27 protein-coding genes are annotated in these 25,767 nt (G+C 40.2%); 6 read left to right on the forward strand and 21 right to left on the reverse strand.

What is annotated here, in order from left to right; genetic code table 11:
• Positions 1–162: 162 nt before the first annotated feature.
• Positions 163–2,022 (forward strand): diguanylate cyclase domain-containing protein, encoded by a 1,860-nt coding sequence (locus C3945_RS04135; protein ID WP_161878427.1) that lies wholly within the window; start codon positions 163–165, stop codon positions 2,020–2,022.
• A 48-nt stretch (positions 2,023–2,070) separates the two neighbouring features.
• On the opposite strand, the gene C3945_RS04140 is transcribed toward C3945_RS04135, so the two are convergent.
• From C3945_RS04140 to C3945_RS04180, 9 genes are all read right to left on the reverse strand, one after another.
• A complete protein-coding gene (locus C3945_RS04140; RefSeq protein ID WP_161878428.1) occupies positions 2,071–4,941 on the reverse strand; it encodes a DUF3427 domain-containing protein in 2,871 nt (956 codons plus the stop codon).
• Positions 4,938–5,339, reverse strand: coding sequence for a (deoxy)nucleoside triphosphate pyrophosphohydrolase (locus tag C3945_RS04145; RefSeq protein ID WP_161878429.1), 402 nt, complete (start codon positions 5,337–5,339; stop codon positions 4,938–4,940). The genes C3945_RS04140 and C3945_RS04145 overlap by 4 nt, the downstream gene beginning before the upstream one ends.
• 22 nt (positions 5,340–5,361) lie before the next feature.
• Positions 5,362–6,030 (reverse strand): DUF6320 domain-containing protein, encoded by a 669-nt coding sequence (locus C3945_RS04150; RefSeq protein ID WP_237585473.1) that lies wholly within the window; start codon positions 6,028–6,030, stop codon positions 5,362–5,364.
• Positions 6,030–7,412: an alcohol acetyltransferase gene (locus tag C3945_RS04155; RefSeq protein ID WP_161878431.1), complete on the reverse strand. Its 1,383-nt coding sequence runs from the start codon at positions 7,410–7,412 to the stop codon at positions 6,030–6,032. Before C3945_RS04155 ends, C3945_RS04150 begins: the two co-directional genes overlap by 1 nt.
• Positions 7,413–7,416: 4 nt before the next feature.
• Entirely contained in the window at positions 7,417–8,355 is a 939-nt protein-coding gene (locus C3945_RS04160; RefSeq protein ID WP_161878432.1) for an alpha/beta hydrolase, read from the reverse strand.
• Positions 8,356–8,730: 375 nt separating this feature from the next.
• Positions 8,731–9,765 (reverse strand): MupG family TIM beta-alpha barrel fold protein, encoded by a 1,035-nt coding sequence (locus C3945_RS04165; protein ID WP_161878433.1) that lies wholly within the window; start codon positions 9,763–9,765, stop codon positions 8,731–8,733.
• Positions 9,758–11,185 carry a PTS transporter subunit EIIC gene (locus tag C3945_RS04170; RefSeq protein ID WP_161878434.1) on the reverse strand — a complete coding sequence of 476 codons (1,428 nt, stop codon included), beginning with the start codon at positions 11,183–11,185 and terminating at the stop codon, positions 9,758–9,760. Before C3945_RS04170 ends, C3945_RS04165 begins: the two co-directional genes overlap by 8 nt.
• Before the next feature lie 39 nt (positions 11,186–11,224).
• A complete protein-coding gene (gene murQ / locus C3945_RS04175) occupies positions 11,225–12,115 on the reverse strand; it encodes an N-acetylmuramic acid 6-phosphate etherase (RefSeq protein ID WP_161878435.1) in 891 nt (296 codons plus the stop codon).
• Between the two features lie 5 nt (positions 12,116–12,120).
• Complete coding sequence (locus C3945_RS04180; RefSeq protein ID WP_161878436.1) at positions 12,121–12,960, reverse strand: MurR/RpiR family transcriptional regulator; 840 nt, start codon at positions 12,958–12,960, stop codon at positions 12,121–12,123.
• A gap of 217 nt (positions 12,961–13,177) precedes the next feature.
• Between C3945_RS04180 and C3945_RS04185 the strand changes: the two genes are divergently transcribed.
• Positions 13,178–13,672 carry a cupin domain-containing protein gene (locus C3945_RS04185; RefSeq protein WP_202623289.1) on the forward strand — a complete coding sequence of 165 codons (495 nt, stop codon included), beginning with the start codon at positions 13,178–13,180 and terminating at the stop codon, positions 13,670–13,672.
• Positions 13,673–13,721: 49 nt separating this feature from the next.
• Here C3945_RS04185 and C3945_RS04190 read toward each other — a convergent pair whose 3' ends face one another.
• Positions 13,722–14,576, reverse strand: coding sequence for an alpha/beta fold hydrolase (locus C3945_RS04190; RefSeq protein WP_161878438.1), 855 nt, complete (start codon positions 14,574–14,576; stop codon positions 13,722–13,724).
• Between the two features lie 136 nt (positions 14,577–14,712).
• On the opposite strand from C3945_RS04190, the gene C3945_RS04195 reads away from it, so the two are divergent.
• The gene (locus tag C3945_RS04195) at positions 14,713–14,988 is read left to right on the forward strand and encodes a hypothetical protein (RefSeq protein ID WP_161878439.1); all 276 of its coding nucleotides are present in this window, start codon (positions 14,713–14,715) and stop codon (positions 14,986–14,988) included.
• A gap of 87 nt (positions 14,989–15,075) precedes the next feature.
• On the opposite strand, the gene gloB is transcribed toward C3945_RS04195, so the two are convergent.
• Both gloB and C3945_RS04205 read right to left on the reverse strand, forming a co-directional pair.
• Positions 15,076–15,777, reverse strand: coding sequence for a hydroxyacylglutathione hydrolase (gene gloB, locus C3945_RS04200; RefSeq protein WP_161878440.1), 702 nt, complete (start codon positions 15,775–15,777; stop codon positions 15,076–15,078).
• A gap of 23 nt (positions 15,778–15,800) precedes the next feature.
• Positions 15,801–16,787: an alpha/beta hydrolase gene (locus tag C3945_RS04205; RefSeq protein ID WP_161878441.1), complete on the reverse strand. Its 987-nt coding sequence runs from the start codon at positions 16,785–16,787 to the stop codon at positions 15,801–15,803.
• A 136-nt stretch (positions 16,788–16,923) separates the two neighbouring features.
• On the opposite strand from C3945_RS04205, the gene C3945_RS04210 reads away from it, so the two are divergent.
• Together C3945_RS04210 and C3945_RS04215 are read left to right on the forward strand one after the other, a co-directional pair.
• Positions 16,924–17,631, forward strand: a complete 708-nt coding sequence (locus tag C3945_RS04210; RefSeq protein WP_161878442.1) for a pseudouridine synthase — start codon at positions 16,924–16,926, stop codon at positions 17,629–17,631.
• 33 nt (positions 17,632–17,664) lie between these two features.
• Entirely contained in the window at positions 17,665–18,054 is a 390-nt protein-coding gene (locus C3945_RS04215; RefSeq protein WP_161878443.1) for a RidA family protein, read from the forward strand.
• 59 nt (positions 18,055–18,113) lie between these two features.
• Here C3945_RS04215 and C3945_RS04220 read toward each other — a convergent pair whose 3' ends face one another.
• Genes C3945_RS04220 through C3945_RS04230 form a run of 3 tightly spaced genes read right to left on the reverse strand, consistent with a single transcriptional unit; the run spans position 18,114 to position 20,254 of the window.
• A complete protein-coding gene (locus C3945_RS04220) occupies positions 18,114–18,428 on the reverse strand; it encodes an MGMT family protein (protein ID WP_161878444.1) in 315 nt (104 codons plus the stop codon).
• A 17-nt stretch (positions 18,429–18,445) separates the two neighbouring features.
• Positions 18,446–19,435 carry a sensor domain-containing diguanylate cyclase gene (locus C3945_RS04225; protein ID WP_161878445.1) on the reverse strand — a complete coding sequence of 330 codons (990 nt, stop codon included), beginning with the start codon at positions 19,433–19,435 and terminating at the stop codon, positions 18,446–18,448.
• A gap of 12 nt (positions 19,436–19,447) precedes the next feature.
• The gene (locus tag C3945_RS04230; RefSeq protein ID WP_161878446.1) at positions 19,448–20,254 is read right to left on the reverse strand and encodes an alpha/beta fold hydrolase; all 807 of its coding nucleotides are present in this window, start codon (positions 20,252–20,254) and stop codon (positions 19,448–19,450) included.
• 390 nt (positions 20,255–20,644) lie between these two features.
• Between C3945_RS04230 and truA the strand changes: the two genes are divergently transcribed.
• On the forward strand, positions 20,645–21,388 hold the full coding sequence (gene truA / locus C3945_RS04235) for a tRNA pseudouridine(38-40) synthase TruA (protein WP_161878447.1): 744 nt from the start codon (positions 20,645–20,647) through the stop codon (positions 21,386–21,388).
• Positions 21,389–21,687: 299 nt separating this feature from the next.
• On the opposite strand, the gene C3945_RS04240 is transcribed toward truA, so the two are convergent.
• From C3945_RS04240 to C3945_RS04265, 6 genes are all read right to left on the reverse strand, one after another.
• Entirely contained in the window at positions 21,688–21,912 is a 225-nt protein-coding gene (locus tag C3945_RS04240; RefSeq protein ID WP_161878448.1) for a hypothetical protein, read from the reverse strand.
• A 226-nt stretch (positions 21,913–22,138) separates the two neighbouring features.
• The gene (locus C3945_RS04245) at positions 22,139–22,402 is read right to left on the reverse strand and encodes a metal-sensitive transcriptional regulator (protein ID WP_161878449.1); all 264 of its coding nucleotides are present in this window, start codon (positions 22,400–22,402) and stop codon (positions 22,139–22,141) included.
• Complete coding sequence (locus C3945_RS04250) at positions 22,399–22,689, reverse strand: rhodanese-like domain-containing protein (RefSeq protein ID WP_161878450.1); 291 nt, start codon at positions 22,687–22,689, stop codon at positions 22,399–22,401. The genes C3945_RS04245 and C3945_RS04250 overlap by 4 nt, the downstream gene beginning before the upstream one ends.
• A gap of 13 nt (positions 22,690–22,702) precedes the next feature.
• Complete coding sequence (locus C3945_RS04255; RefSeq protein WP_161878451.1) at positions 22,703–24,355, reverse strand: FAD-dependent oxidoreductase; 1,653 nt, start codon at positions 24,353–24,355, stop codon at positions 22,703–22,705.
• The gene (locus C3945_RS04260) at positions 24,355–24,660 is read right to left on the reverse strand and encodes a rhodanese-like domain-containing protein (protein ID WP_161878452.1); all 306 of its coding nucleotides are present in this window, start codon (positions 24,658–24,660) and stop codon (positions 24,355–24,357) included. Before C3945_RS04260 ends, C3945_RS04255 begins: the two co-directional genes overlap by 1 nt.
• A 322-nt stretch (positions 24,661–24,982) precedes the next feature.
• Entirely contained in the window at positions 24,983–25,762 is a 780-nt protein-coding gene (locus C3945_RS04265; protein WP_161878453.1) for a sulfite exporter TauE/SafE family protein, read from the reverse strand.
• Positions 25,763–25,767 lie beyond the last annotated feature (5 nt).

Below are 25,767 nucleotides of genomic sequence, written 5' to 3' on the forward strand. Positions count from 1 at the left end.
TTATTTTTAATAATCACTTATATTTTATAAAAAAGACACTTATGGCCTTTACTTTTGCTAAATTGTGCCGATAATAATGAAGAGAGCTATCTTTGCTTATATTTCCAATTCGAAGTAGTACTGGATAGAGACTTTTATTAAATTGTATCAAGGAGACTGAAAATGGAGAGTCGTTTAAAAAATAGATTTTGGCTCATCGGTATTATCATTTATATTACTTGCTATTATGCTTGGTTGGCTTTTATCCCAGCTGATTCTGCCTTGCTATATTTGGGCGGTAGCTTCTTCTCTTTTGTCGGTACAGTTGTAGCCGGCATATGGTTATTGCAAGCTTCTACGAGAAGTAAACAGTCAGATAAAACCTATTGGCGCTTGTTGGCTTTTGCTGCTTTTAGTTATTCAATAGCTGAAATTGTTTGGTTTGTATTTGAAAGCCCTTTAGGATTAAATGCCCTCTATGCAGGGTATTCAGATCCTTTTTATATTTTGAATAAGGTATTTTATTTTTTAGCTTTCGGTTACATATTATTTATCAATAAACGTAAGTTGATACTCGTTCGATTCTTTTTTGATGTTTTAATTGTCATGACCGTCTTTACTACGTTTATAGGGTATTATATCATTAGTCCTATTATCCTAACGACTATGGGTACATCATGGGAAGTCTTTCTCGCTACCCTTTCTCCCCTTATGGACTTGGCTCTTTTATTGTGCGTCGTTACTCTTTCTTTTGCAGGGCAACGTCTCTTTTCACCAAAAATGTTAGCATTCATTTTTATGGGTTTAATCACTCAAATTGCTGCAGATACCTTTTATGCCTTCCAAGTGACCAATTCAACGTATCAATCAGGTAGTTGGATTGATCCCTTATTCATTTTGGCTGTTCTTTTACTTGGTTACACAGGTCTCTTGCAAAAAGAAGAAACTGAGACCAACACTCGAACGAGCCGTGCTGAAAAGCCTTTGTTATTCTTTCAATTTCTCTTTCCTTATATTGCTGTGACGGCCCTCATTCTTTTAAATCTATTCAGTCTTCCTGAACTAAATATTATTCTTTTAGGCATTGGAGCGACTATTTTTCTCATTATGATCCGACAATCTATTACGATGTACGATAATCACCGTCTAATTGAGCAATTTTACAGTAATGCAAATCAATTGAACTTAAGTGAACAACGCTACCGTTCCCTTTTTGAAAATCACCCTGAACCTACTTTGTCAATGGATATGGAGGGGAATGTAAAGGGAATGAATCTATCGGCAGAGCATATTCTTGGATTGAAAGCTGAACAGGTTATTGAAAATCCTTTGTTAGAATTTATTCAGCTGGAGTTTCTGGAAGCAGCCGAAGCTATATACTCTTCGGTCACTGCGGGCAACTACCATGATCACGACTTTCCTTTTTACAATCACAAGGGACAGTTTTACCATATGAGTGTGACACCCATTCCAATTATAGTGAACAATGACTTAACTGGCATGTATATCATCGGACGGGATATGACTGAACTCAAGAAACAACAGGATAAGATTAGCTATTTGGCCTATCATGATTCCATGACTGATTTGAGTAACCGTATCTACTTCGAGGGTCTCTTAAACAAACAAATCGCACAAGCAAAAGAAGACAACAGTATTTTCGCCATTTTATTTATGGATTTGAACAACTTCAAGTATATCAACGATACGTACGGTCATGCTTTTGGAGATGATTTGCTGGCAGCAATAGCAAAACGCTTAAAACGATTTGTCTCTCAATCAGACTATGTCGCTCGTTTAGGCGGCGATGAATTCACTCTATTGATTGATTCTGTTTCATCGTATGAAGATGCAGTCAAACAAGTGAACCAGCTGCGAGCTAAATTAAGCGCTCCTTACGTCATTCAACAGGAGGAAGTTAACTGCTGGCCAAGTCTAGGCATCGCCTGTTTCCCGGAGGATGGCACTACCTCTCAAGAACTTTTAAACAAAGCAGATAGAGAAATGTACGCAAATAAACGCCTTATTAAAGAACTGAGTTGAAAAACAGCACCGATCCTTTTTTAAATAGAGGATCGGTGCTGTTTTACATTACTTTGAAGTGCTTAAATACCTGTACAGAGTCGTCTCAATAGGCTGAGCAAATTTTAAGTGCATGTCTACCACACTTCTTGTCGTCCCGTCTTTTATAGGTTTTTCAACCTGTTGAATCGTATCTGCTATGGGCTTCACCTCGCCAAGGTAATAAAAGTCACTGCCTTCATCGTCAGACTTTTTGGCGAAAACTCGAATGGTCCATTTATCTGCTTCCTGCAACTTCTTAACTTCTGGGGACTCTAATGTTCTAGGTGCTTTAGTGAACCACTTCATTGTAGAGGCATCGAGCAGTTCATCTTCGTAAGCCATTTGTGCGCCGGCAAAATCCTCACCCTTTTCAAGGGTAACAAATATAACGAACTCCCCATCAGCCGCAGTATAGCCGCCAATATTTTGATCAATTAATTGTTCTTTCCAACCGAGTAATCTCACGACATCTTTACGTTTGTATTTTTGATAACGGGTTAAGCGATTTAGATGGTCAAAACCGCTTGATTTTAATAGTCCCGTTTCCAAAATATCCTTTAGCAAATAAACAAAGTAATCGTTAGTTAATGCTCTTTGGAAAGCAGCGCTAACTCTTATTTCTTCACCTTTAACTTCTATAAAAGGGTGATTGCCGTATAATTTGGCTTGACTCCCTCGATAAAAGCTAGCATCCAACGTTTTTAGTACTGATCTGAGAGTCTCGTCATCAGTTAGTAAATGGTCATTTTCAAATAAAATCTTCATATCATCAATTGCTAGTGAGACTCCATGGTTCGCTATCAACCAGTTCAAGACAAGCAGTTCGTGTTTTCTCATGCCTGGGAGAAACTCTCTAGATGCAAAAAGCAAATAGGGACTATCTTCCTCTGATATGCTTCCTTCATTTTTCTTTAAAGAAACTAGCAAGTCATAATACGTTTTCTTTTTATTTGCCATGATGAAAGGATCCATCGTCTGCTGTTCTTGATAATCCTTTAAATAGGGCACTCGCCCTAAGCGATTAGACAAGACATCAAACGCTCTTTTAATCTCTCCCATCGAATCTAACTTAGCGTTGTTAATGGATGAGAATACTTGCTCTTTAGCGATTTCTTCAAAGTTAATGGTCGATAGACCTGAGATATAATCCGTGTCGTACGTGTCTTTTCTGAGTCTGTTCTTGTTTCTAGAAACGTCTCCTGAAAGTGCCATAGGGATCATATAGTTATTTTTGTAGTTTCCTATAAAATCAATCACTGTGACAAAATCTTTGGAAGGGTCTTTTCTTAATCCACGTCCCAGTTGCTGAACAAAAATAATATTCGACTGGGTGCTACGAAGCATAACCACTTGATTAATTTTAGGTATATCTATTCCCTCATTAAAAATATCAACAGTAAAGATATAGTTAATACTGCCGTTTTCCAGACGAGTCACTTCGGCTTCTCTTTTGTCTAAACTATCTTCACCTGATAAATAAGTACTCTTAACGCCTCGAGAATTAAACAAATTGGCTAGCCGTTTAGCTTCTTCCTTTCGGCTGCAAAAGATTAACCCTTTAGGCACATTCCCCGAGCAGCCATAATAGTTCAATTTATCCAGCAAATAATCGACTCGCTCCTCATCGACCAATTGGTTTAAATCAGTCGTTTCTGAGATTAATTCGCCGTTCAACTCGTAATCGGTTACGCCAAAATAATGGAAGGGACAAAGCATGTCTTCTTCCAAAGCTTCTTGCAAGCGAATCTCATAGGCAATGTTGTAATCGAACAGCTCAAAAATATTGAAGTTGTCTGTACGTTCAGGAGTTGCTGTCATTCCTAGCAGAAATTCAGGCCTGAAATAATCTAAAACAGTCAAGTAAGACTGTGCACCTGCTTTATGTACTTCATCGACGAGTATATAATCAAACTCTGTTGTATCGAATTGATTTAGTACATACGGTCGGGATAAAGACTGAATGGTTGCGAATACATATTTGGCATTCACTTCTTTTTTGTTTCCTGACACTATCCCGTAGTCCTCATCATGTCCACCCAGTATCCGTTGGTAGTCGGCTTTCGCTTTGTTTAAGATTTGTTCACGGTGGACAATAAATAACACTCTTTCCGGTTCGGCCTGCATGACATCAAAAGCAGATAAAAATGTCTTTCCTGTCCCTGTGGCTGAAATAATTAACCCTCTTTCTGCACCCGTTTCTCTTAAGTCGCTCAATCGTTTCAATGCTTCTTTTTGCATACTATTAGGCGTGATATAAGTGGGACTGTTCTCAACAAGTTCATCCGACTTTGCGTAGTCAGACTCTTTCAAACGAATCATTGGTCGGTAATTCTTTTGATAATCAGCAATCCATTCATGCGTGAGTGGATCTGCCTCATGCCATTCACTTTCCATATGGTCTTTAACGTCGTGAAGCAATTGCCCATGACTATGAGAACTTAAGCGAATGTTCCACTCATAATTGGTTTTCAAAGCTGACATCGTCAAATTAGAACTGCCAATAATTAAAGAATAATAATCTGACTGCTTAAATAAATAGCCTTTTGAATGAAAGCCTTCTTTTTTGGACAAACGGACCTTTAGATTCGGTATATTAAGTAAGTCTTTAAAGACGTCGGGTTGATTAAAGGCTAAGTAAACTGAGGTGAGTAGTCTTCCTGTCACCCCTCGTTTGTTTAAGTCCGACAACTGGGCTTTTAAACCTGCCAAGCCGTCTTGTGTAATGAATGCAACGGAGAAAAAGAAGCTGTCGCATGTCGTTAACTCGTCATGCAGATCACTTAACATATACTGCTTTTCTTTGGCATCATTAATGATTAATTTCGGATCATAATGAGAGCCCACGGTGGTGTGATTAATAAAAGCTTTTTCTAAAGAACGTCTCAATAAATCAGTCACTGCTCTACCCTTCCTATCATGAGCTTCTCAACTGCCGGAATATCTGCAGGCGCCCACTTTACTTGATCCAGTTCATGTGGATACAACCATTTTATTTGATGGTGTTCAGTTAATTGTGGTTTCCCTTCAATTAAGTTGCAAATGAAGGTCGTTAAATGAACTCGTCCAAAATCATATGTGTAAACGGTGGTTTCAAATGCTTCCCTTTCTACTTCCACTTCTATTTTCAATTCTTCCTGTAACTCCCGAATGAGAGCCTCCTGGGGTGTTTCATCTTGTTCAATCTTGCCCCCTGGAAACTCCCACAGATTAGGAAGTGCTTTTTCATTCCCGCGCTGGGCACAAAGTATTTGCTTGTTCTTTATAATGATCGCTCCAACAACATGTATCTCTTTCACTTTATCACCTCTTACTAAAAAACTAAATATGCATTCGCTTGCCGAGTTCTTTTCTAATCTCTTTGCCGTACTTGATTAATACGGCCAGAAACATGACGAAACTAAATAATACGGACAGGCTACTTGGAAGCGGGTGTCTAGCCCAACCCATCAATAAGAATAACAGTGGAATTAGTCCCACGATAGCCGCTAATTGTAAATATAACACGTAATCTCCTGCTTTAATCTGGATGATTTGAATGGCTAAAAACATGGCCAATAAAGCGGCTATACAGACAATAGGTATGGCAAACGTCACCGACCAACCTCGCCAACCGTCTACATAATCTAAATATAAGCTTAACAATGACAGAATAAAGAGTAAATAGGTAATGCCTTTTACTATATTTCTTCTTTTTCGTATCAATACCAACACCATCAACCAAGAGCTCATCAGTCCAAATAGCACATACTCCAAGCCAAAGAAGCGGAAATTCCAAATCATGTAAGCAAGGAGATAGAGAACAATAATGACAATCGAGGCTACCATGAATGCTTGCTTTACTCTCTTACGAGTAAACCGTAAAGGGACTGATAAAAAGGCAGATGGCTCTGACTCACCAGTGTCTTTTTGCGTCAAATCTTGCTGGCATAACGGACAAAATGACCATTCTCCTTCAACACTTACTTCACAGTGGTTACAATATAGCATCAATCATCCAACTCCTCTCTAGTGACTTTGTTGGCGTCCACACTCACCGGTAAGCCTTTATCTGTTAATAGGCGAATCATCTCTCTTTGAATATCGGTTTCAACAAAAGGGCTGGTAAAAGTTAATGTCAGGCGGCCAGCATAACTAATCATGCAAAACTGAGGACGAATGACTGACGTATAAAAATAAATATCTTCTATATATTTCTCTATTTCCTCAGGAAAAGTTAGGCGACCGAGATTAGACATGGCCAATGTAATGTTTCGATTCGTTGCTTTATTAACTAGTTTCAGAGCAAAGTCTTTTAGCGGGCGAATAACCACTCGAATAAATGGATTAAATTCAAAATCGATGAATCGTTTCAATCGACTTTCTAAAGCGTCTTTTTCCAGCTGCTTTTTAAATTGTTTATCAATCGTTTGGCAAATATCTTGGATAGTCGGTTCGACTCCCGCTTTAAAAGTATAAAACACCGTTGTCGTACTGAAGAAGTTTCTCATAGATAAAGAGGGATAAAACTGCCTCAAGTTAATCGGAATTGACGTCGTGATAGTGGTCTCTTCATTTTTATTTTCTTTTGCCAAGTAAGCCGCCAACATATAAAGAGCTGTTGTGTACATAGTCAAAGAAACATTCATCTCTTTAGCCAATCCCAATACTGGTTTAACAGGCATCGTCACGTTAATAACACGCGGGCGATGGTCTGGCGTGTATTCTCCTTTAATCTGGTAAACTTTTTTGTTCTTTAATTCATCTTCATTATCGAGATTGGGACGTTCCGCTGAGTCTTGCTCCTTGTAAATCTCTTCTAGCGGTTCGTTGGATACAACAGGTTTCACATGCTTCTTTTTCTTTCTAAAATAGCGTTTGAAGCTATCTTCTAAATCTGCTTTTTCACGCTTCGGTATGTCTCTGTCGGCCGTTTCATCATCAGAATATTTCAATCGGACATACTCCGTTAGCAAATCTTCAAAAAACCAGATGGCTCCCGTTCCATCCGTCAAGGCATGAAAAGTCTCTAAATGAATCCGATTTTCCATATAAAGAATACGGAATAAAAACTCTTTTCTGTCATAGTGATAGATTTGTTCACAAGGAGGCGTGCTTTCTTTTTCAACATGTGGAGGCTCATCTTGTTCTTCCAAATAATACCAAAAGACGCCTCTTCTTAACGTGTTTTGAAAGAGTGGGTATTCTTTATAGACATAAAGCAGTGCTTTTTGAAGAAGGTCAGGATCAACGGTTTCATTCATTTCAGCTGTAAAACGAAAGACTTTCGTATCAATATCATTTCGAGCAGCAAGAAAAATATTTGATGCATTATCCAATTTTGCCCATTTTTTCTTTTCCATAGCTGTTCCTTCTTTTCTATTATCAGTCACCTAATCAAACTCTTTCTTCTTGTTTGTCTAAAAATGATCTCATCGCTTTATACGCTTGGTCAAGGGGTTCTGCGAATGGTGGATAAGTAATAAAGCCGTGAACACTATTTAATACGCGGTGAATAACCACTTCATTTCCAGCTTCCCCAAGAGCTTTCCCATATGCTTCTCCCTCATCTCTTAAAGGATCAAATTCGGCAGTAATAATTAAGGTATCCGGTTGATTAGTCAAGTCGGGAGCCATTAAGGGAGATATAAAGCGTTCTTTGCGCATCTCTTCATCCGGGACGTATAATTCCATATACTCTTGTATTTTTTTGATTGTCAAGCCATAGTCATGGCCGTTCGTTCGAATGGATTCAAAGGGCGACGCTTCGGTATGATCCCAATAAGTCACCGGGTATAAAAGCACTTGTTTTTTTGGAAGCCTTCTATTTTCTTCTTTCATTCTTAACGAAACAGCTGCTGCCAAATTGGCTCCTGCAGAGTCTCCCATTAAAATCCATTCTCTTTCTTCATCCCCTTCAACAGGTGTCAGCAACACTTCCACTGCACGAAGGCAATCGTTTAAGCCAGCCGGATAAGGGTATTCAGGAGCGAGACGGTAATCAATGGAGTAAACAATTCTTCCCATCTGGTCCGCTAAATTACGGCATGCACGAGTATAGGTATCAATGTCTCCTATGACCCACCCTCCACCGTGAATGTAAATAATAGACTCATCATAACGTTTTTCTTTTGGATAAAACATACGAACAGGAATTTCATGTTGTTGCTTTTGATTCTCATCCAATGCATATATTTTATTATCCAAATACCGGAAGACAGCTGGTGTCGTTTTAGATAAAATCTTTTGTACTCGGCGTATCCAGACATAATCCTCCTGGATATCAATTTTTGGCGAAGAGGCGATGCGTAATATAAATTTGAATAGTGGATTCATTCATTTTTCCCTCATTAATTTCAGACTTTTCTTAATTTTAGCATATTAGACAAGCCAGCGTGGAAGAAAGTACCTGCTTCTATTTATCTACTCTTTTCCTTTCACCTGATGAACACATTTTTCATATAGCTGATTGATGAATTAATCGATTAGCTATACTCAGATTATCTTTTTGTTTGAGTATATAGATAACTAGCCTATATCTCCATACTCAGACTGATTTTCTATCTGAGTATATAGATAACTAGTCTATATCTCCATACTCAGACTATATTGATCAGTGAGTCTGTCTAATAGATTGAAAGCATGTGACTCTATAGAAAAAAGCCTTCAAAGATGGCAGTCTTTGAGGGCTTCTCTATTTATATCGATTAATTAAGGCTTTGCCGGTATGAATATAAACGGTTCTCCGTTTTTTAAATTATCTAGTAACGGCAAGTACTCTTTAGCTAATTGTCCAATGACGTTAACACGCTCGTCGGCCGGGTAATCGTGTCTCATGACTTGAACCTCGCCTGAATAACGTTTGTATCGTTCGTTATCCATCGTGATGGTTCCTCTCGGTCGGCTTGTCGTATCAGTTGGAGCAATGTGTTTTCCAGGCTGAGCGTACTGTCTGGACTCTTGTACACGAATCAATCCTTTTGGTGAATCAACTCGGACAGTAAACGGTTTGTTTAATAAGGTTTTGTTTGCTTCTGTAAAGTCTACGGGCAACCGAATGATGCCGTCATCTAAATAAGTTAGAATTAATTCAAGCTGGTATGGGGAGATCAGACTATCCCCCACAAATATTGAGTCCAACTTGTAAGTCTTCACTAAATCGATAAATTGGGCATACGGTGCCACATAACGATGAGCCTCAAGCGTAGGAAGGCCTTCGTTGAGAGGTCCCCTCTTCATCTCATCTCCGGAGATAAAGGCAAGGGTTTGACCGCCCGCTTCTTTTACTTGTGTGTTCAATTGATTAAATAAGTCTGCATCGAGTCCTGTTTCAGGACGAGGATAGAAGTTATGCATGTATAATGCGCCACATTGCTGAGGCATCTCTGACCCGATTGTTGATGCATTATATGTGACATCGATGTCTTCTAAATTTATTAAGTCCTTTTCCTGAAAGCCGAAATCCAAACGCAGATTATCTATATGGAGCCGCTTGACCAAAGAGGCCAAAGACGGTTCATTAAATCGGTCTAATGTCAGTGGCGATACATCAGCAATGATATAAAATTCGTTACGGTGAAGCCACTGACACATCTCTTCTACTTCTTTAACGTAACTTTCCGTCACTTCTTCTCCAATATGAAGGGAGGTGAAGATTGGAATCTGCTGTCCTTTTAATGTGTCAAGCAGTCGGCGCTGCTGTTTGAACGCCGAAACGTAAACAGACAGGCCAAATGGTTTAGACATTTGCTAGATCACTCTCTCTAATAACTAATCGAGTAATCAAGAATCCAGCAATATAGGAAATGATTAATCCAATGGCGTAGTGAAGCATGCCTGATTGCATCAATGGAAGAGCGACCCAGCCGGATGGTCCCCATGCGTTAGCTGCAACGCCCATTAACATAACATACGCTCCACCGAATCCAGCTCCTAAACCAGCTGTAATAAATGGTTTACCTAAAGGCAATGTTACACCATAAATCAGTGGTTCACCAATTCCTAAAACACCTGCAGGGAGAGCTCCGGAAATAATACCTTTCATTCTTTCGTCGCCAGCTTTTTTAGCAATCATGTAAATCGCAATAGCAGCACCGACTTGTCCTGCACCAGCCATAGCCAATACTGGGAACAATGTTACGCCTCCAAATGCTTCAAGTTGGATAGCATAGATCGGAATCAATCCATGGTGTAGACCCAACAGAACCATTGGTAAGAAGACGGCTGCTAAAATATAACCAGACAAGACACTGACAATTGTATTGTCTGAACCGATGATGTAGCTTAGGCCTGTAACCAACCAATCGGATAAGAATCCAGACAGCGGCATAATGACTAAAGCCATAATCAATACAGTAATAAGTAAAGTGATAACAGGCGTAACCATAATATCCAGGACATCTGGCATACGTTTACGAACGGCTTTTTCAATTTTTGCCAAAATCCATACCCCTATGATAACCCCGATAATTCCACCTTTACCGGTAGTTAAAATAGAATCCAACGGTTGTTCAGCGTCATACCAGCCAATCAAAGTGGATAATTCGACAAGTGGTGCAGCAATGGATGCAGCCCCAATCATTCCACCTAGTGCTTCAGTCGCTCCAAAGACTTTAGCCGAATTAATCCCTGTGTAAATAGCAAAGTAACCTAAGAAACTGTTCCCGATCAAGGCAAAGACAATTCGCATACCTTCCCAGAAGTCCCCTGTTATCGTTTCTTGACCAATCATCGTACCGATTAAACTACTAAACCCTTGGAAGATACCGGCAGCAATAATAGCTGGAATCATTGGAATGAAGATATTTGCAATCGTTTCTAAGGCTTTTTTACCTTTTCCTCTGTTTTGATTATCTTTCACTGCTTGCTTATTGTCTTGCCAGTTGCTATTCGTTGTAGCATCTGAGTCTTGTGGCACTTTGTATTCGCTCATCATGATGTCCGCTAACTTTTTAGCTTTTCCTGGTCCAACAACAATTTGTAAGGTTTCAGCGTCGACAACACCCATAACGCCTTCAAGATTTTTTAGGGCTTCTTGATCCACTTGGCTGTCATCTTTAATACGAATACGCAAACGTGTCATACAGTTTGTAGCGGAATTAATATTATTAACGCCGCCGACGTGGTCAACTATTTCTTTAATTAATGTATCATTATCTTTTGGCATGTACGATTCTTCCTTTCTTATTTTAACCCACTCTTATTTTTAAAGCGCCTTTCTAATGTGCCCTTCAGACTCTTGTAGTTTGTTAACGGCAGTCTCTTTATCCGTATTTAATAAAATCATAATAATGGCGACTTTGACTTCTCCGTTACTTTCTTTAAGTGTCTGTCTAGCTGTTTCTTGATCTGCACCGGTTGCTTTCATGACAATGCTTTCGGCACGTGCCACTAGCTTCTCGTTAGTTTGTTGAACGTCGACCATCAGGTTTTGGTATACTTTTCCGATACCAACCATAGATAATGTAGACAACATGTTCAGAATCATTTTTTGTGTTGATCCCGCTTTCAAACGAGTTGAACCCGTTAACACTTCCGGACCAGGTGCTGCTTCAATGGCAATTGATGCCACCGCTCCAATTTCACTGTTTTTGTTACAAGCAATCGCGACTGTTGGTGCACCCACTTCATTTGCGTATTCAAGTGCGCCAATGACATACGGTGTTCGACCACTTGCGGCCAGTCCGACAACAACGTCTTTGTCAGATAATTGGATGTTTTCCAAGTCTTTCTGTCCCATCTCCACACTGTCTTCTGATCCTTCAATGGCTTCAGTAAAGGCTCTTTCCCCACCAGCAATTAATGCCACAACTTGCTCTTTTGGAGTGCCAAAAGTTGGAGGACACTCGGCTGCATCCAGTACACCTAAACGCCCGCTCGTTCCGGCTCCGGTGTAAACAATTCTCCCTCCTTTTTTTAGTTGTTTAATGATAACGTGGATGGCTTCTTCAATTTCAGGAATCACCTCCTCAATTGCTTCAGCTACTTTCTTATCCTCGTTATTCATAACTGTTAAGGCTTCTTTCACACTCATTTCGTCCAAATTCATTGTATTTGGATTTTGTTGTTCTGTTCCCATTTTGGTTAAGTCGACCAAAACGCTCACTCCTTCTTGATTTGTGTCTTCTCCAGCAATTCATATGACTCATCGTACATCGTATTCACGTAACCGGAATATAAAATATCGATGATATTCAACTGGGCAATACGGGACGACATGGCACCACTTCTGAAACTAAACTCATTTGACGCGACATACAAAGAGTAATCCGCCAATCGATTAATCGGTGAGTCGGTTACCTTTGTAATGGAAATAATCGTTGCACCATTTGCTTTAGCTGCCTGTGCACACGTTATCATTTCTTCAGTCTGACCTGAATAGGAAATCACCAAGGCCACATCCCGCTCGCTCATATTTCTGGCATGTAAGAGTTGCGTATGCCAGTCTTCGCTCACGTGTGACATCTTATTAATGCGCGTAAACTTTAGTTGCGCATCTTTTGCCACGATCAGTGACGCGCCCATGCCAAATATAACCAATCGATCACAGTCATATATTGTTTTCACACAGGCTTTAATGACTTCATAGTCCAATAGCTTTTCTGTTTCTTCCAAAGAGAGGATGTTTTTATGAGTCACTTTTGCGACAATGTCTTCAATGTCATCCGATCGGCTCAAATCTGATATAGACGCTTCCTTGTAATTTGTACGAATAGCCTGCTCGTAAATCAATTCTTTTGTGAAATCCTTGTAACCCGTGTAGCCATTTTTCTTGCACAAACGGATAATAGACGACGGTGACGTGAATGTTTTTTCTGCTAATTTATAAATAGTCAACTGACTCGTCTCTTCAGGATTCCTTAGAATATAGTTAATAATAGCTTTTTCTGTCGGGCTGGCATCTTTTTCATACTCTTTCAATTTAATTGTTGCTATAGCCATCATCAAAACTCCTTCTTCATCTTTATCATATCACTATAAAACTTAGCGTCAATAAACCGCTTTCTATATGGAACATTGTACCACATTGTGGTTGTTTAGACCTTATTATTTGCGATTTTGTGAAACTAACGTAGCGCTTTAATTCGTTCGTCGCTTGTTTAAAAGGGGTAAGTTGGGTACGATAAGAATAACAAAAAAATGCTTTTAAAGGAGGCTAATGATGAGAACAGCACAAGACTGGATTGACCACTTAAACTTGGAGCCACATCCAGAAGGCGGGTACTATAAGCAAACAGAGGTATCGCCCCTAACGCATGAGGCTAGTGGGAAAGTTTTACCTTTATATACCTCTATTTATTTTTTACTCACACCTGACTCTCCTTCTCATTTTCACCGGTTAACGTCTGACGAGATGTGGTTTTTCCATGCCGGAAGCCCGCTGACAGTTCACTCTCTCACACCAAGTGGGAACTATGAAGCAATTAAATTGGGCCTTGATTTTTCAGCCGGCCAACACGTGCACCATACCGTTTCAGCAGGAACTATTTTTGGCTCAACGGTCGAACAAGATTACGCCTTGGTCAGTTGCACTGTCGTTCCTGGTTTTGATTTTTCAGAATTTGAACTGTTTACTAAACAAGACTTACTTCATTCTTATCCGGAGCACGAATCCATTATCGATCAGTTGGCTTATGACACGTTGCCAGACTAAAATAGACGTAAAAGAGCAAGTGACAGGGGGCCCCCAGCATTTGCTCTTTTTAAATAAAGCCTTCAATTATGTCATTCACTCGGTCCGCTTCTTCCAAATGAACCCAGTGAGTCGCCTGTTCGAAAAAGACGAGGCGCCCTTCTTCTATATACCGACTGCTTATATGAGCAAGGTCTTGCCCTAAAAATTGATCCTTTGCTCCCCATATGAAAAGCATGGGAATAGTGACTTGTTTTGGTAAATCCGAATGCGCCATAGCTTTTACGTTGGCACGGTACCAATTTATCATGGCTGTCATGGCCCCTGGTTTTGACCAGGCTTCACGGTAGTGTTTTAAATCTTCTTTTGTAAAAGCTCCCGGTTGACTGGTGGCTTCGAGCATTTCTGTACCCATTTTCCAGTTGTTTTGGCTAATGAGCCTTTCCGGTAAGCCTCTTACTTGGAAAAATGCCGCATAAGAACTTCTGATGAGTTGAGTCGGGTGTTTCACCAGTTGCTTTTGCATCGCCGCTTCGTGAGGTGCATTTAATATAACCACTTTATCTATTAATTGTGGGTATTCTCTAGCCATGCGCCAAGTCACGATGCCGCCCCAGTCATGGCCGATAATGGTGACACGTTTGTGAGGTGATTGTTCGATTAAGCCGGCAATGTCTTTCGTTAATTGACTTATATGGTAATCCTTAATCCTTTTTGGTTTATCACTTAAGTTATAACCGCGTTGATCGGGTGCCCAAACTCGGTACCCTCTTTCTGCAAAATAAGCCATCTGTTTATGCCAGCCATACCAAAACTCAGGAAAGCCGTGCAAAAACAGGAGTAACTTCCCCTCCTTAGGACCTTGCTGAGCCACATGAAGGGTAATGCCATTGGTTTTTACATAATGGTGTTCGACAGCGTGCATAGTTGCCCTCTCCTTTTGCTTTTCATCTTGCATTTATCATAGCACTCTCATTTTAAACCATTAAGGGATATGGCTTGCATCGGCTAAAGGAACGGCCTATAATCATCAGATACTTTAGGAATAGGAGAGATTGATTATGAAATCTGTGATGCCTCGCTTTGTTTACTTGTTAAGTGTCCCTGTCTTATTTGTTCTTTATATCGGCCTATTTATTAGTGCTATTATCGCGGTCGTGTTTGGGTTCTTAAGAGCATTCGGTTTCGAAGGGATTGATATGAGCCTCTTTCCTCAAACAAGTCTTCCCGTCGTTTTAAGTATCCCCGTGTCATTTCTAACCGGCTTTTTATTGGTTATGGTGGCCCTTTACATCAAACGGGTAATGAACCTGTCTCTTGTAAGATTACGAGAGTGAGCGGGCTCTAGTATCTAAAATCAAACAAAAAGCATGCGGTTTGCGCTTAACCTATGCGCATCGCATGCTTTTCATACTTATTGAAGCTTAAAAGTCATCCCGTGCTTGTCTAAAGCCGATGAAGTCTTCAAGAGTCTCCGCTCTTAAAAAGAGATTGATTTCTTTTTCTTTTCCGATGTTTGATGGTAAGGTTGGTTGGTTTTCAATAAGTCTCTCATCCGCTTCTTTCAACGCTTCTTCTAAAATGGCATTGGACGGTTCAATTTCATTCGCGAATCTGAGGTTAGTTTGCGTGTATTCATGAGCCGCGTAAACTAATACTTTGTCATCTAGCGCTTTGTATTTTTGCAATGCATCAAATTGTGCTTGGTAATCTCCTGTGAAAACTCGACCGCATCCACCAGAGAACAAGGCATCGCCGCAAAACAGAGCCTCACCCATAAGGTAGCTAATATGACCATGAGTGTGTCCTGCTGTTAATAATACCTCAAACTGCTCTCCTAACAAATCGAACGTGTCCCCATCTTCTACAAGATGATTCGCAACGTCTTCTGTTTCTTTTGGCCCATAAACCGGCGTTCCAGGGAACTCTGACACTATTTTTTTCACCCCACCTGTGTGGTCATGGTGATTATGAGTTAAAATGATAGCTTCCAGAGTTAATGCATTGTCTTTCAGATCCTGAAGCACACCGTCTGCTTCACCTGGGTCGACGACAATGACTCGTGATTCTTTTTCAATTAACCAAATGTAGTTATCTGACAATGCTTTTATTGGACGAATAGTCATACGATCACTCCTTATCACTTTTATTATCGTGTGTACTTATTTTGCTCAACAGTATAATGATCCACTGCGTATTTAAATGATTCGGTAAAAAAAGACAAGGCTTCTTGGCTGATGTCCGCCTTTGGATGAATGATATCAAAACCATGAAAGCCGCCTTTAAGTTGTTTAAAATCGACTGGGACCTCAGCATCTTTGAGTTGATTGATATAGTAAATAGTCTCGTCTCTAAATGGTTCGATGTCACCAACAAAGGTAACCGTTGGTGGCAAATGACGAAAGTCTGTCGCTCTGGCAGGCGCTGCATAAATGGGCACATCATCACCAGTTACCTCTCCCAAATAAAGTTCCCAAGCCCATTTGTTAACCTCAGTATTCCATATCGGCGCATCGTTGTCTATTGCTGATTCAGTATTATTCCTGTCATCTAGCATGGGATACAATGGCATCTGAAAGGCTATATTGACTTCTCCTTTATCCCTAGCGTATAAAGTTAAAGCAGCGGTCAATCCGCCACCCGCACTTTCTCCGCCGACCATCAATTGATTGTCTTTTATACCCAGTGCTTTTGCCTGATGTTTAATCCATACTAGTGTATCATAGGCATCTTCTAAAGCTGCTGGATAAGGCGCTTCAACGGATAAGCGGTAATCTGGTGCGACGACAATGCAGTCTCTCGCTTCAATGAGTCTAGTGAAGCGTCCTGAGTATAATTCCGGCAGCCCTTGAGAATAGCCACCTCCGTGTAGCCACAATACACCAGGTACATTCCCTTTCACGTTCTTTGGCTTGTAAACGCGAACGCGAAGGGTGGTCCCGTCTTTTCTAGGAATCCATTCTTCATGAGACTCTAACCCTCTTGCCCCTATCCCTTTTAAAGGCTGGGTCAATTTATTTACTCGCTTAACGTAGCGTAAGTAGTTTTCTTTACTGGATTTATTAACTAATCGGTCGAAAAGTAGTCCTCTTAAACGGAGTTGCTTGTCAATCATGTTATCCGTCACCTTCAACATGGTCCCTCCTTTGCTTGACTGCTTACGTCTAAATTATACCTTATTTCTGCCTGCCACACACTCAGTTACTTGATTTGTCCTTGAAATCACGTATAGTTAGTATTGAAAAAACAATAGCCACACGAAGGATGGTCCCATGCGAATAAATAAATTTATTAGTGAAGCAGGCGCAGCCTCTAGACGAGGAGCTGACAGATTAGTTGAAAGTGGAAAAGTCACCATCAATGGCAAAAAAGCCAAAATTGGTGCTCAGGTCGAACCCGGAGATGACGTTCGAATCAACGGCAATCAGATTTACATCCCACGAAACACCGTTTATATTGCATTAAATAAACCCGTAGGCATTACCAGTACTACTGAAAAAGATGTCAAAGGCAATGTGGTCGATATGGTTAACCAACCCTTTAGAGTCTTTCACATTGGACGTTTGGACAAGGATTCAGAAGGCTTGATTTTACTTACGAATGATGGAGACATCGTCAATGAAATCTTACGTTCAGAAGGCAAGCACGAAAAAGAGTACATCGTTTCTGTCGATCGACCAATCAATGACGAGTTTTTGAAACAAATGTCTGAAGGTGTCGAAATATTGGGAACGACAACCCTTCCCGCAAAAACTGAACAGTTATCAAAATACGACTTCAAACTTATTCTAACACAAGGGTTAAACCGCCAGATTAGACGGATGTGTGAAGCTTTAGGCTATAACGTTTTAAGACTTCAGCGCATCCGCATCATGAACATCGAGCTAGGCAATATGCCCGCTGGACAGTGGCGTTATTTATCCAAAAAAGAGAAAAACCAATTATTCAGAGATTTGGATTACGACCCAAAAGAATGGTAATCTGATAATAGTATAGACGATGGAGTAGAAAAAATGGTTAGAAAAACAGTGACCGCTGATAACGTTCAAGCATCTGGACCGTATTCACATGCAGTCGATGCGGGTGATTATGTCTTCTTTTCAGGACAGACTGCCAAGAACGCAGCCCATGCTTCTGAAGAAACTCAGGACATCGCAACTCAAACAGAGATTTGTTTCGATAATTTATTTAAAGTCATGGAAAAAGCTCACGTGACCTCTGATAATGTGGTGAAAGTGAACGTGTACTTGACTAGCATGAAGCATTTTGAAGCCATGAATGACGCGTATCAAACTAAGTTTAGTGATCCTTACCCAGCACGCACTTGCGTGGCTGTATTAGAATTGCCTTTAGGTGCCGATGTAGAAATTGAACTCATTGCTAAACGTAAAAAAGTAGACTAACCAATAAAAATGACCACTTGATTAGATAACAACTAATCAAGTGGTCATTTTTGATGTTCCTAACTTTCCCACCGGCACTCTTTAATAGCAACGTGTTGATCATCTCTCATCAAAACCCCTTCTGCTTCTAAGAGTTCTTTTTGTTCACGAAAGCCTGGGGCGAGTCTTCCAGCATGATTCACCACTCGGTGACAAGGGTAGCGCCCATAAAATTCTGCCATACTCAATACCCTACCGACTAGCCGAGCATTTTTCTCTCTCCCAATCAGTCGAGCGATTTGACCATAAGTTGCCACTTTCCCTGTAGGAATTTCCTCCACCACTGCTAATATTTCGTAAATGAGCTGATCATTCAATACACCTTTTGATCTCATTTTCCTTAACCTCTCGTCTAAGTCCGCTCCGCCAGTGTATTGAAGTGGGTCACTTGATTCCGACCGTTATGTTTAGACGCATACAGTGCATCATCTGCTTCTTTCAAAATCGACAACTGATCATCGCCTTCCCCACTTGTTGATAGCCCAATACTAATGGTCAGGCCACTAACTTCATCCCAATTCGTTTCCTGAACGGCCACTCGTAACTGTTCAGCGAATTGAACCGCTAAGTCTTCAGATGCACCTGGTAGCAGAATGATGAATTCTTCTCCCCCGTAACGAGCAGCTGTGTACTCATGTTGAGCTTGTTTTTTTAGTATAGCAGCCAACTTTACTAGCACTTGATCGCCGACTGGATGACCATATGTATCATTCACGCGTTTAAAATAATCAATATCAAGAATCAGAAGGCTGAAAATCTCTCCCGTCTTCCAGAAATTGTAGACCAATCGAACCAATGTCTCTTGCATATGCTTCCGGTTAGAAATTCCAGTCAGCGTATCTAAATTCGAAGCGAGAATTAAGTTGTTATTTATCTCTGTCAACCGTAATTGTTTTGTTTGAATCTCATCATTAATCTTTTGTAACTCAGTCAACACCGCTTCTTGCTCATCAAGTAATTGTTGCAATGTATCTTTCGCTTGACGCAGTTCTTGCTCGTATTCCAATCGGCGAGTCATCGGTAGGGTTACAATATCTATACGGAACAGGTCTTCTGATTGATAACGGCGCCCGTTCAATAAGAACGGCACGTCATGCCCATCTGAATGGCTAAATTTAACTAAAAATTCTTTCACATGCCCATATAAATTAATCGTCGGATAAAAATAAGAATGAAACATTATCTTCCCTGACGTCCCGCATAGGTATTCTAAATGATTACCAACTAGACTGTCTTTTTCATAACCCAATTCGTTCAAAAAGGTGTCGTTCACATCAACAATATAGCCTTCATGGTCAAGAGCGATTAAGCCACCCGGCGCTAAACGCAAGCGTTCTTCCATGCCGTATCCCTCCTATGATCGTGCCAGATAGTCTTTAATTATTGCAGCAGTCTGTTCTGGCTGACTTATATGCGGATAGTGTCCTTTGGCATCTAACACATGCAACTCACTGTTTTCCATCGCTTGATGCAAGTACTCCCCCACTTCTACCGGTACAATACTGTCATGAGCACATTGTAGAATTAAGGTCTTTACTTTTGCTTCATGTAACGTCTCTCTATAGTCAGATAAAAAGGTGACTTCCGCAAATTGACGAGCAATACGTGGGGCATTGGATACAAAGGTCTGTTCTAAGTCTTGGACTTCTTTCGTCTCTTTCGGCTGCTCCATTGCCATTGGAGCCATATAGCTTGCCCAGCCGGTAAAGTTCATTTCCATCATGTCCAATAAATCTCGTATATCAGACTCTTCAAAGCCGCCCTTATAGCCATCTTCTTTATTCAAGTAACACGGTGATGGGCCAATCATCACCAATGCATCAAATAATTCTGGTCGTTTAAGAGACGCTAACATACCTATCATTGAACTAACCGAATGCCCGACAAATATAACATCTTTTAAATCTAAAGCTTCAATCACATCGATAACATCTTCTGCATAACCATGCAATTGACTGTATTTATCTGGGTCATAGGCAGATAAATCTGACCTGCCAGATCCGACATAGTCAAATAGAACCAGCTGATACTCCTCTTCAAAAGCCGGAGCCATGTATTGCCACATCCCTTGCTCACAGCCAAACCCATGTGCCATCACTATGGTTTTAGAACCTTTCCCAAACACATTGATATGATTTCGTTCTCTTATCTCTTTACTCATTATTTAATCTCCTTACCCATTTTTGAGCAATTACGTCCTCTATTGCTTCTCAGTAAACAATCCTTCATTGTTATGATAACAGTATTTATTAAGCTTTACACTGATAAAAACTAATAATATAGACAAGAAAGAAGCATAATTGGGTTAAATTTGCTTGTGTTTTGAAGATCTATTAACTAGTCAATTCAATCGATTTAAATTTTATACAATTATTTTTCAACTTAATTAGCCTAATTCACGTTTTTAACATTCATTAATTTTGAATATAAGAGTTAATTAGGTGTTTGAATTGATTTATGGCATTATAGGAGTAAGCAAACATCGCTCATCAATACGTAATATGTCAATTTCTTAAGACGAGTGTCACAATTTAAAATAAAGAGGGATAATATGAGAAATATCAAAATGACGATTGAATATGATGGCGGACGCTATTTAGGCTGGCAACGACTGGGTGACTCCGACAAGTCGATTCAAGGTAAAATTGAACACATCTTAACTCAACTGACGGGAAGTCCAACGGAAATTATCGGCTCAGGGCGCACAGACGCCGGAACACATGCCAGAGGACAGATTGCTAACTTCAAAACAGAATCTGGTATGGATCTAAACACTATGCAAGAGATTCTGATTCGCAACTTACCCCAAGACATTATTGTCAAAGAGTTAAAAGAAGTTCACGAGAGGTTCCATTCCCGCTATAACGCCAAAGGCAAACAATACAGTTATCATGTCTGGAACCACGTGATTCCATCCGCCTTTGAACGCAACTATAGTTTTCACTATCCAGAGAAACTAAACATTGAAAACATGCAAAAAGCCTGCCATAAATTGACAGGCACACACGACTTTATTGGTTTTTCAGCCCTTAAAAAAACAAAGAAATCAACCGTTCGAACTATAGACAAGATTACGATTGAAAAAAAAGGCAACCTCATTCACTTCACCTTTGTCGGCAACGGCTTCTTGCATAAAATGGTCAGAATCATCACAGGGACTCTACTTGAAATAGGTGCCGGTACGTTAGAACCAGAAGCCATCGACGATATCTTTGAAAGTGGCGTTCGAAGCGACGCTGGAATAACCGTTCCGTCACAAGGTTTGTTTTTGGATGAGGTTTTTTACGAAAAGTAACTAGTATTTAAATGGAATCAATGACCCTATCCAAAATGATATTAGAAATGATAATGTAAATGTTAATCATAATGAAGAATCGTAGACTACGATTCGTGGTAATTTTTCTTCTATAATAGTGTCTATTCTAAATTTATTTACACAAAAAGCGCCGATCACATCAGCGCTTTTTTGTTTATTTTTTTTGCTTTGTTATTGAATAGTTAACACGCCACCTGATAATTCTGTGACACGGTCTCCTAGTTTCGCTGTTGGGTTTAAGGCGTATCTTCCAGCTGGGAGTGGTGCCCCATCAATGGTCATATCCCATAAGAAGAAATGATCACCACGAGGAACATCGTATTCAACTCGACAATCACAGTTACCAATTCATTTGAAAGGACATCCGCCTCTAAATGTAACCCTTTGTCTCCAGTAGACTCCTCTGCTTTGTTAGCAAATACTTGACCTCCCGGTAATACAGCAGATAAACCGACAGTAAGAGCGAATGATGCCTTTACCCATTTTCTTAACGATTTGGACATTCTTATCTTCTCCTCTTTCTTTTCTAGTTAGTGACTTTAAGTGTTTTATTATAATATAGCCTGCTTCTCTTATCACTCCTTCATGTTTCTTATTCTTTATAGGGTTGTCATGACTAAGTTAATCGCTCTTATATACATTTCTATGGTTATATTAATTATAAAAAAGAGGCTACCTCATCATTGAGATATCCTCTTTCATCATAGCTTTTAAATATTTACAGACGATTTAACGCATTTTAACGATTAAATTAATCGCTTCTTGAATGGATTCTTCTTTTGTTTGCCCTTCTTGCGGTTCAAGGATACATTGAGCTAAGTTTTCAGCGACAATCAATCCAATCGCTTTATCGATGCTAGAGCGTATCGCTGATAATTGAGTGACAACGTCCCGACAATCTTTTTCTTCTTCCATCATCTTTAAGACACCACGAATTTGTCCTTCTGATCGTTTCATGCGGTTGATAACCTTTTTATCATATAAGGAACTCATTCCGTATCCCCTTTCCAGGCAGACATGCCACCCATAACGTTCACGACATCATACCCATTGTTAGCTAGATATTGACAAGCGGTTGTTGAACGACCGCCACTTTGACAAATAACATAATAGGTTTTTTCTTTATCTAGTTCAACGGGGAACTCACTTAAAGGCATATTTTTAGCTATTGGGATATGGCCACTTTCGTATTCATCGACTTCACGTACATCGATGAGATTGATAGTATCATTTTTGCGGTAGTATTCATCAAATTCTGGCATTGACATAGAGTTAAACATATTAATCATCCTTTTATTTCATTATTTTTTCAGGTTTCACCATAGAATAAAGAGCAAATGCACCATCTAAGTTTTTCGTTTTGAATCCGGACTGAGTCAAGATTCTCTCAGCAATGTAACTGCGTTGGCCACTGTGACAACTTAACAAGTAGGGTTGCTCTTTGTCTAGTTCATTCAAGCGATCACGTAAGTCATTCAATGGAATGTTAATGGCATCTGGCATCCCACCATTAACCTTAATTTCATTTTCCTCACGTACATCCAACAGTATCCAACCGTTTGCTTGTAACTCTTCTACGTCATACCATTGAGCCGTTTCTGAGAGTCCTTCCACTACATTCAGGGCAGCGTATCCAGCCATGTTGACTAAGTCTTTTGCAGATCCAAATGGTGGTGCGTAAGTTAATTCCAACTCAGGTAAATCTTCAACAGTTAGGCTTCCTTTGATCGCTGTCGCAATCACATCAATACGTTTATCAACGCCCGCTTTTCCGATAGCTTGTGCCCCATAAATGACACCCGTTTGAGGATTGAACAAAAGTTTGAGTACGACCGTTTCCGCTCCTGGGTAATAGCCGGCATGGTGTTTTCCTTGAATATGAATAGCTTGGTAATCCATCTCTGCTTGTTTTAGTTGACGTTCATTCAGACCGGTTGAAGCTGCAGCTAGGTCAAAGACTCTAACAATGGCTGTTCCAATACTGCCTTTGTTCTTTCTCCCTCGTCCTGCAATGATATCAGCCACTTGTCGACCTTGGCGGTTTGCTGGTGAAGCCAAAGCAATCATGGTATCTTCGCCTGTAATCTGCTGTTTAACGATAATCGCATCACCAATAGCGTAAATGTCTTTTTGGCTCGTTTCATATTGGTCGTCTACCAAAATACCACCACGCATACCGGTTTCTATCCCTGCTGTTTCAGCTAGTACAGACTCTGGACGAACGCCCACAGACATCATTGTTATATCACTATCTAAGCGCTCTCCGTTATCTAAAACAATCGTACGGCCTTCGTCTTCAAAAGCTTTTGCAGCTATACCAGTAAATAAAGTCACGCCTTTGTCTTTCAGCTCTTTCGTGATATAGGTTGCCATTTCCTCATCGAAAGTTGGTAAGACATGAGGGGCCATTTCGACTACTGTGACGTCTAGCCCACGGTGATGTAGGTTTTCTGCCATTTCAAGTCCAATAAAACCTGCACCGATAACCGTTGCTTTTTTCGGCTGGTGCTTCTGGATATAAGAATCAATAGCATCCACATCAGGAACATTACGCAAAGTGTAGACGTTAGTTGCTTCACTTAAGCCCTCTGTTGACGGAACAAATGGTTTAGCTCCCGGAGACAGAATTAATTTATCATACTCTAGGGGGTATGTTCCTTCTGCGTTTTGGACAGTGATGGTTTTACTGTTTGAGTCAATGTCTATTGCTTCGCTGTTCACGCGAACGTCTAATTTGAAACGAGCCAGTAATTTCTCTGGAGTCTGCACCATGAGTTTGTCACGATCTGTGATTTCTTCCCCTATATAATAAGGAAGTCCACAGTTTGCGAAAGAAACATACGGCCCTTTCTCTAAAATAATAATTTCAGCTGATTCATCTAGTCTTCTTAAGCGAGTTGCCGCAGACATACCGCCTGCTACTCCTCCAACAATAACAACTTTCATTAATAATTTCCTCCTTTAACTGGTCCTTGCCAACGACTCATGCCACCTGTTACATTCGTGGCTTCGTATCCATTTGCTTTCAATAATTTCGCTGCACGTTTACTGCGCATACCACTGGCACAAATCACATAACAACTGCCTTTGGGTTCAAATTGCTCAATCTTTTGTAAAGGAACGTTTTTCGCTCCTGGAATATGACCGCCTTTAAACTCAGCAGACGATCGAACATCTATAATTAGGGGTTTGTCTTTCAGTTTTCCTTCTAGTTCTTTAGTTGAAATGGAAGGGATTCTTATGAAGAACATAAACACTCTCCTTCTTTTTTTACTTCTCACTAACGTTAGTATACCCCCTTGGGTATATTTTGTAAAGGGTGTTACTCATTTTTTTAACTGGATGGATTATATAAACCAGAACTATTCATAGTTCTGGTTTATATAACTACTCAATGCGTGTTTTCATTATATCAAAGCTATGTTTATTTTGTATAAACAAATAAGATCCGCTGAAAATCTCAAGTAGACTTTCAGGGGATCCCATTTTTTTTACGGACTTTTTTGCAGCCCTAGATTCCATCTTTTTAGACGGAATCAACAGGAGTCTTATTTGATTAAACTATTCCTGCTCTTACCATATAAGGTTGTACCAGATCTGGATAGAAGTGCCTAAAATGAGCATAGCTAAAATCCATTGCAGCACCTGGGTATTTGTCCGCTGACCAATTTTAGCTCCGATAGGTGAAGCAATCAAGCTCGCAATAATCATAACCGCTGCCGGCATAAAGAGCACTTGATTGGTTGCTACTTTTCCTACTGTAGAACCAATAGACGATAAAAAGGTAACGGCAAGTGAGGTTGCTATAGTGACTCGTGTCGGTAGCTTCAAAACGGTGAGCATAATAGGTATCAACAGAAATGATCCAGCTGCACCAACAATCCCCGAAGCAATTCCAACGACAAAAGAAAGGCCCGAAGCAAGTGGTTTGTTGAAAGAAATTAAATGCGCGGGCTGATCAGGAATTTGCTTTTTAGGCATCAAAATCATGACGACTGCAATTGTTGCCAGTATTGCATAGACCAAATTGACAGCAGTTTCCTCAAAAAATCCCGAAGCAAAAGCTCCGATGAAACTTCCCAGCAAGATACTACTTCCCATATACATAACTAGCTTCCTGTGTAAATACCCTGTGCCTTTGTATGCCCACACACCTGCGATTGTTGCGAAAAAGACCTGTACGGCACTGATACCAGATACTTCATGAGCTGTTAGCGCACTAAACCCTAACATAGGGGGGATAAACAGAAGCATCGGGTACTTGATAATCGATCCGCCCACTCCTACCATACCGGATACAAACGAACCAATAAATCCAATAAGAAAAATTGTAACTATATATGAGATATCCATAAAAT

Origin of the sequence: Alkalibacterium sp. MB6 (assembly GCF_009935905.1) — a bacterium.
In the GTDB taxonomy this organism is placed as follows: domain Bacteria; phylum Bacillota; class Bacilli; order Lactobacillales; family Carnobacteriaceae_A; genus Alkalibacterium.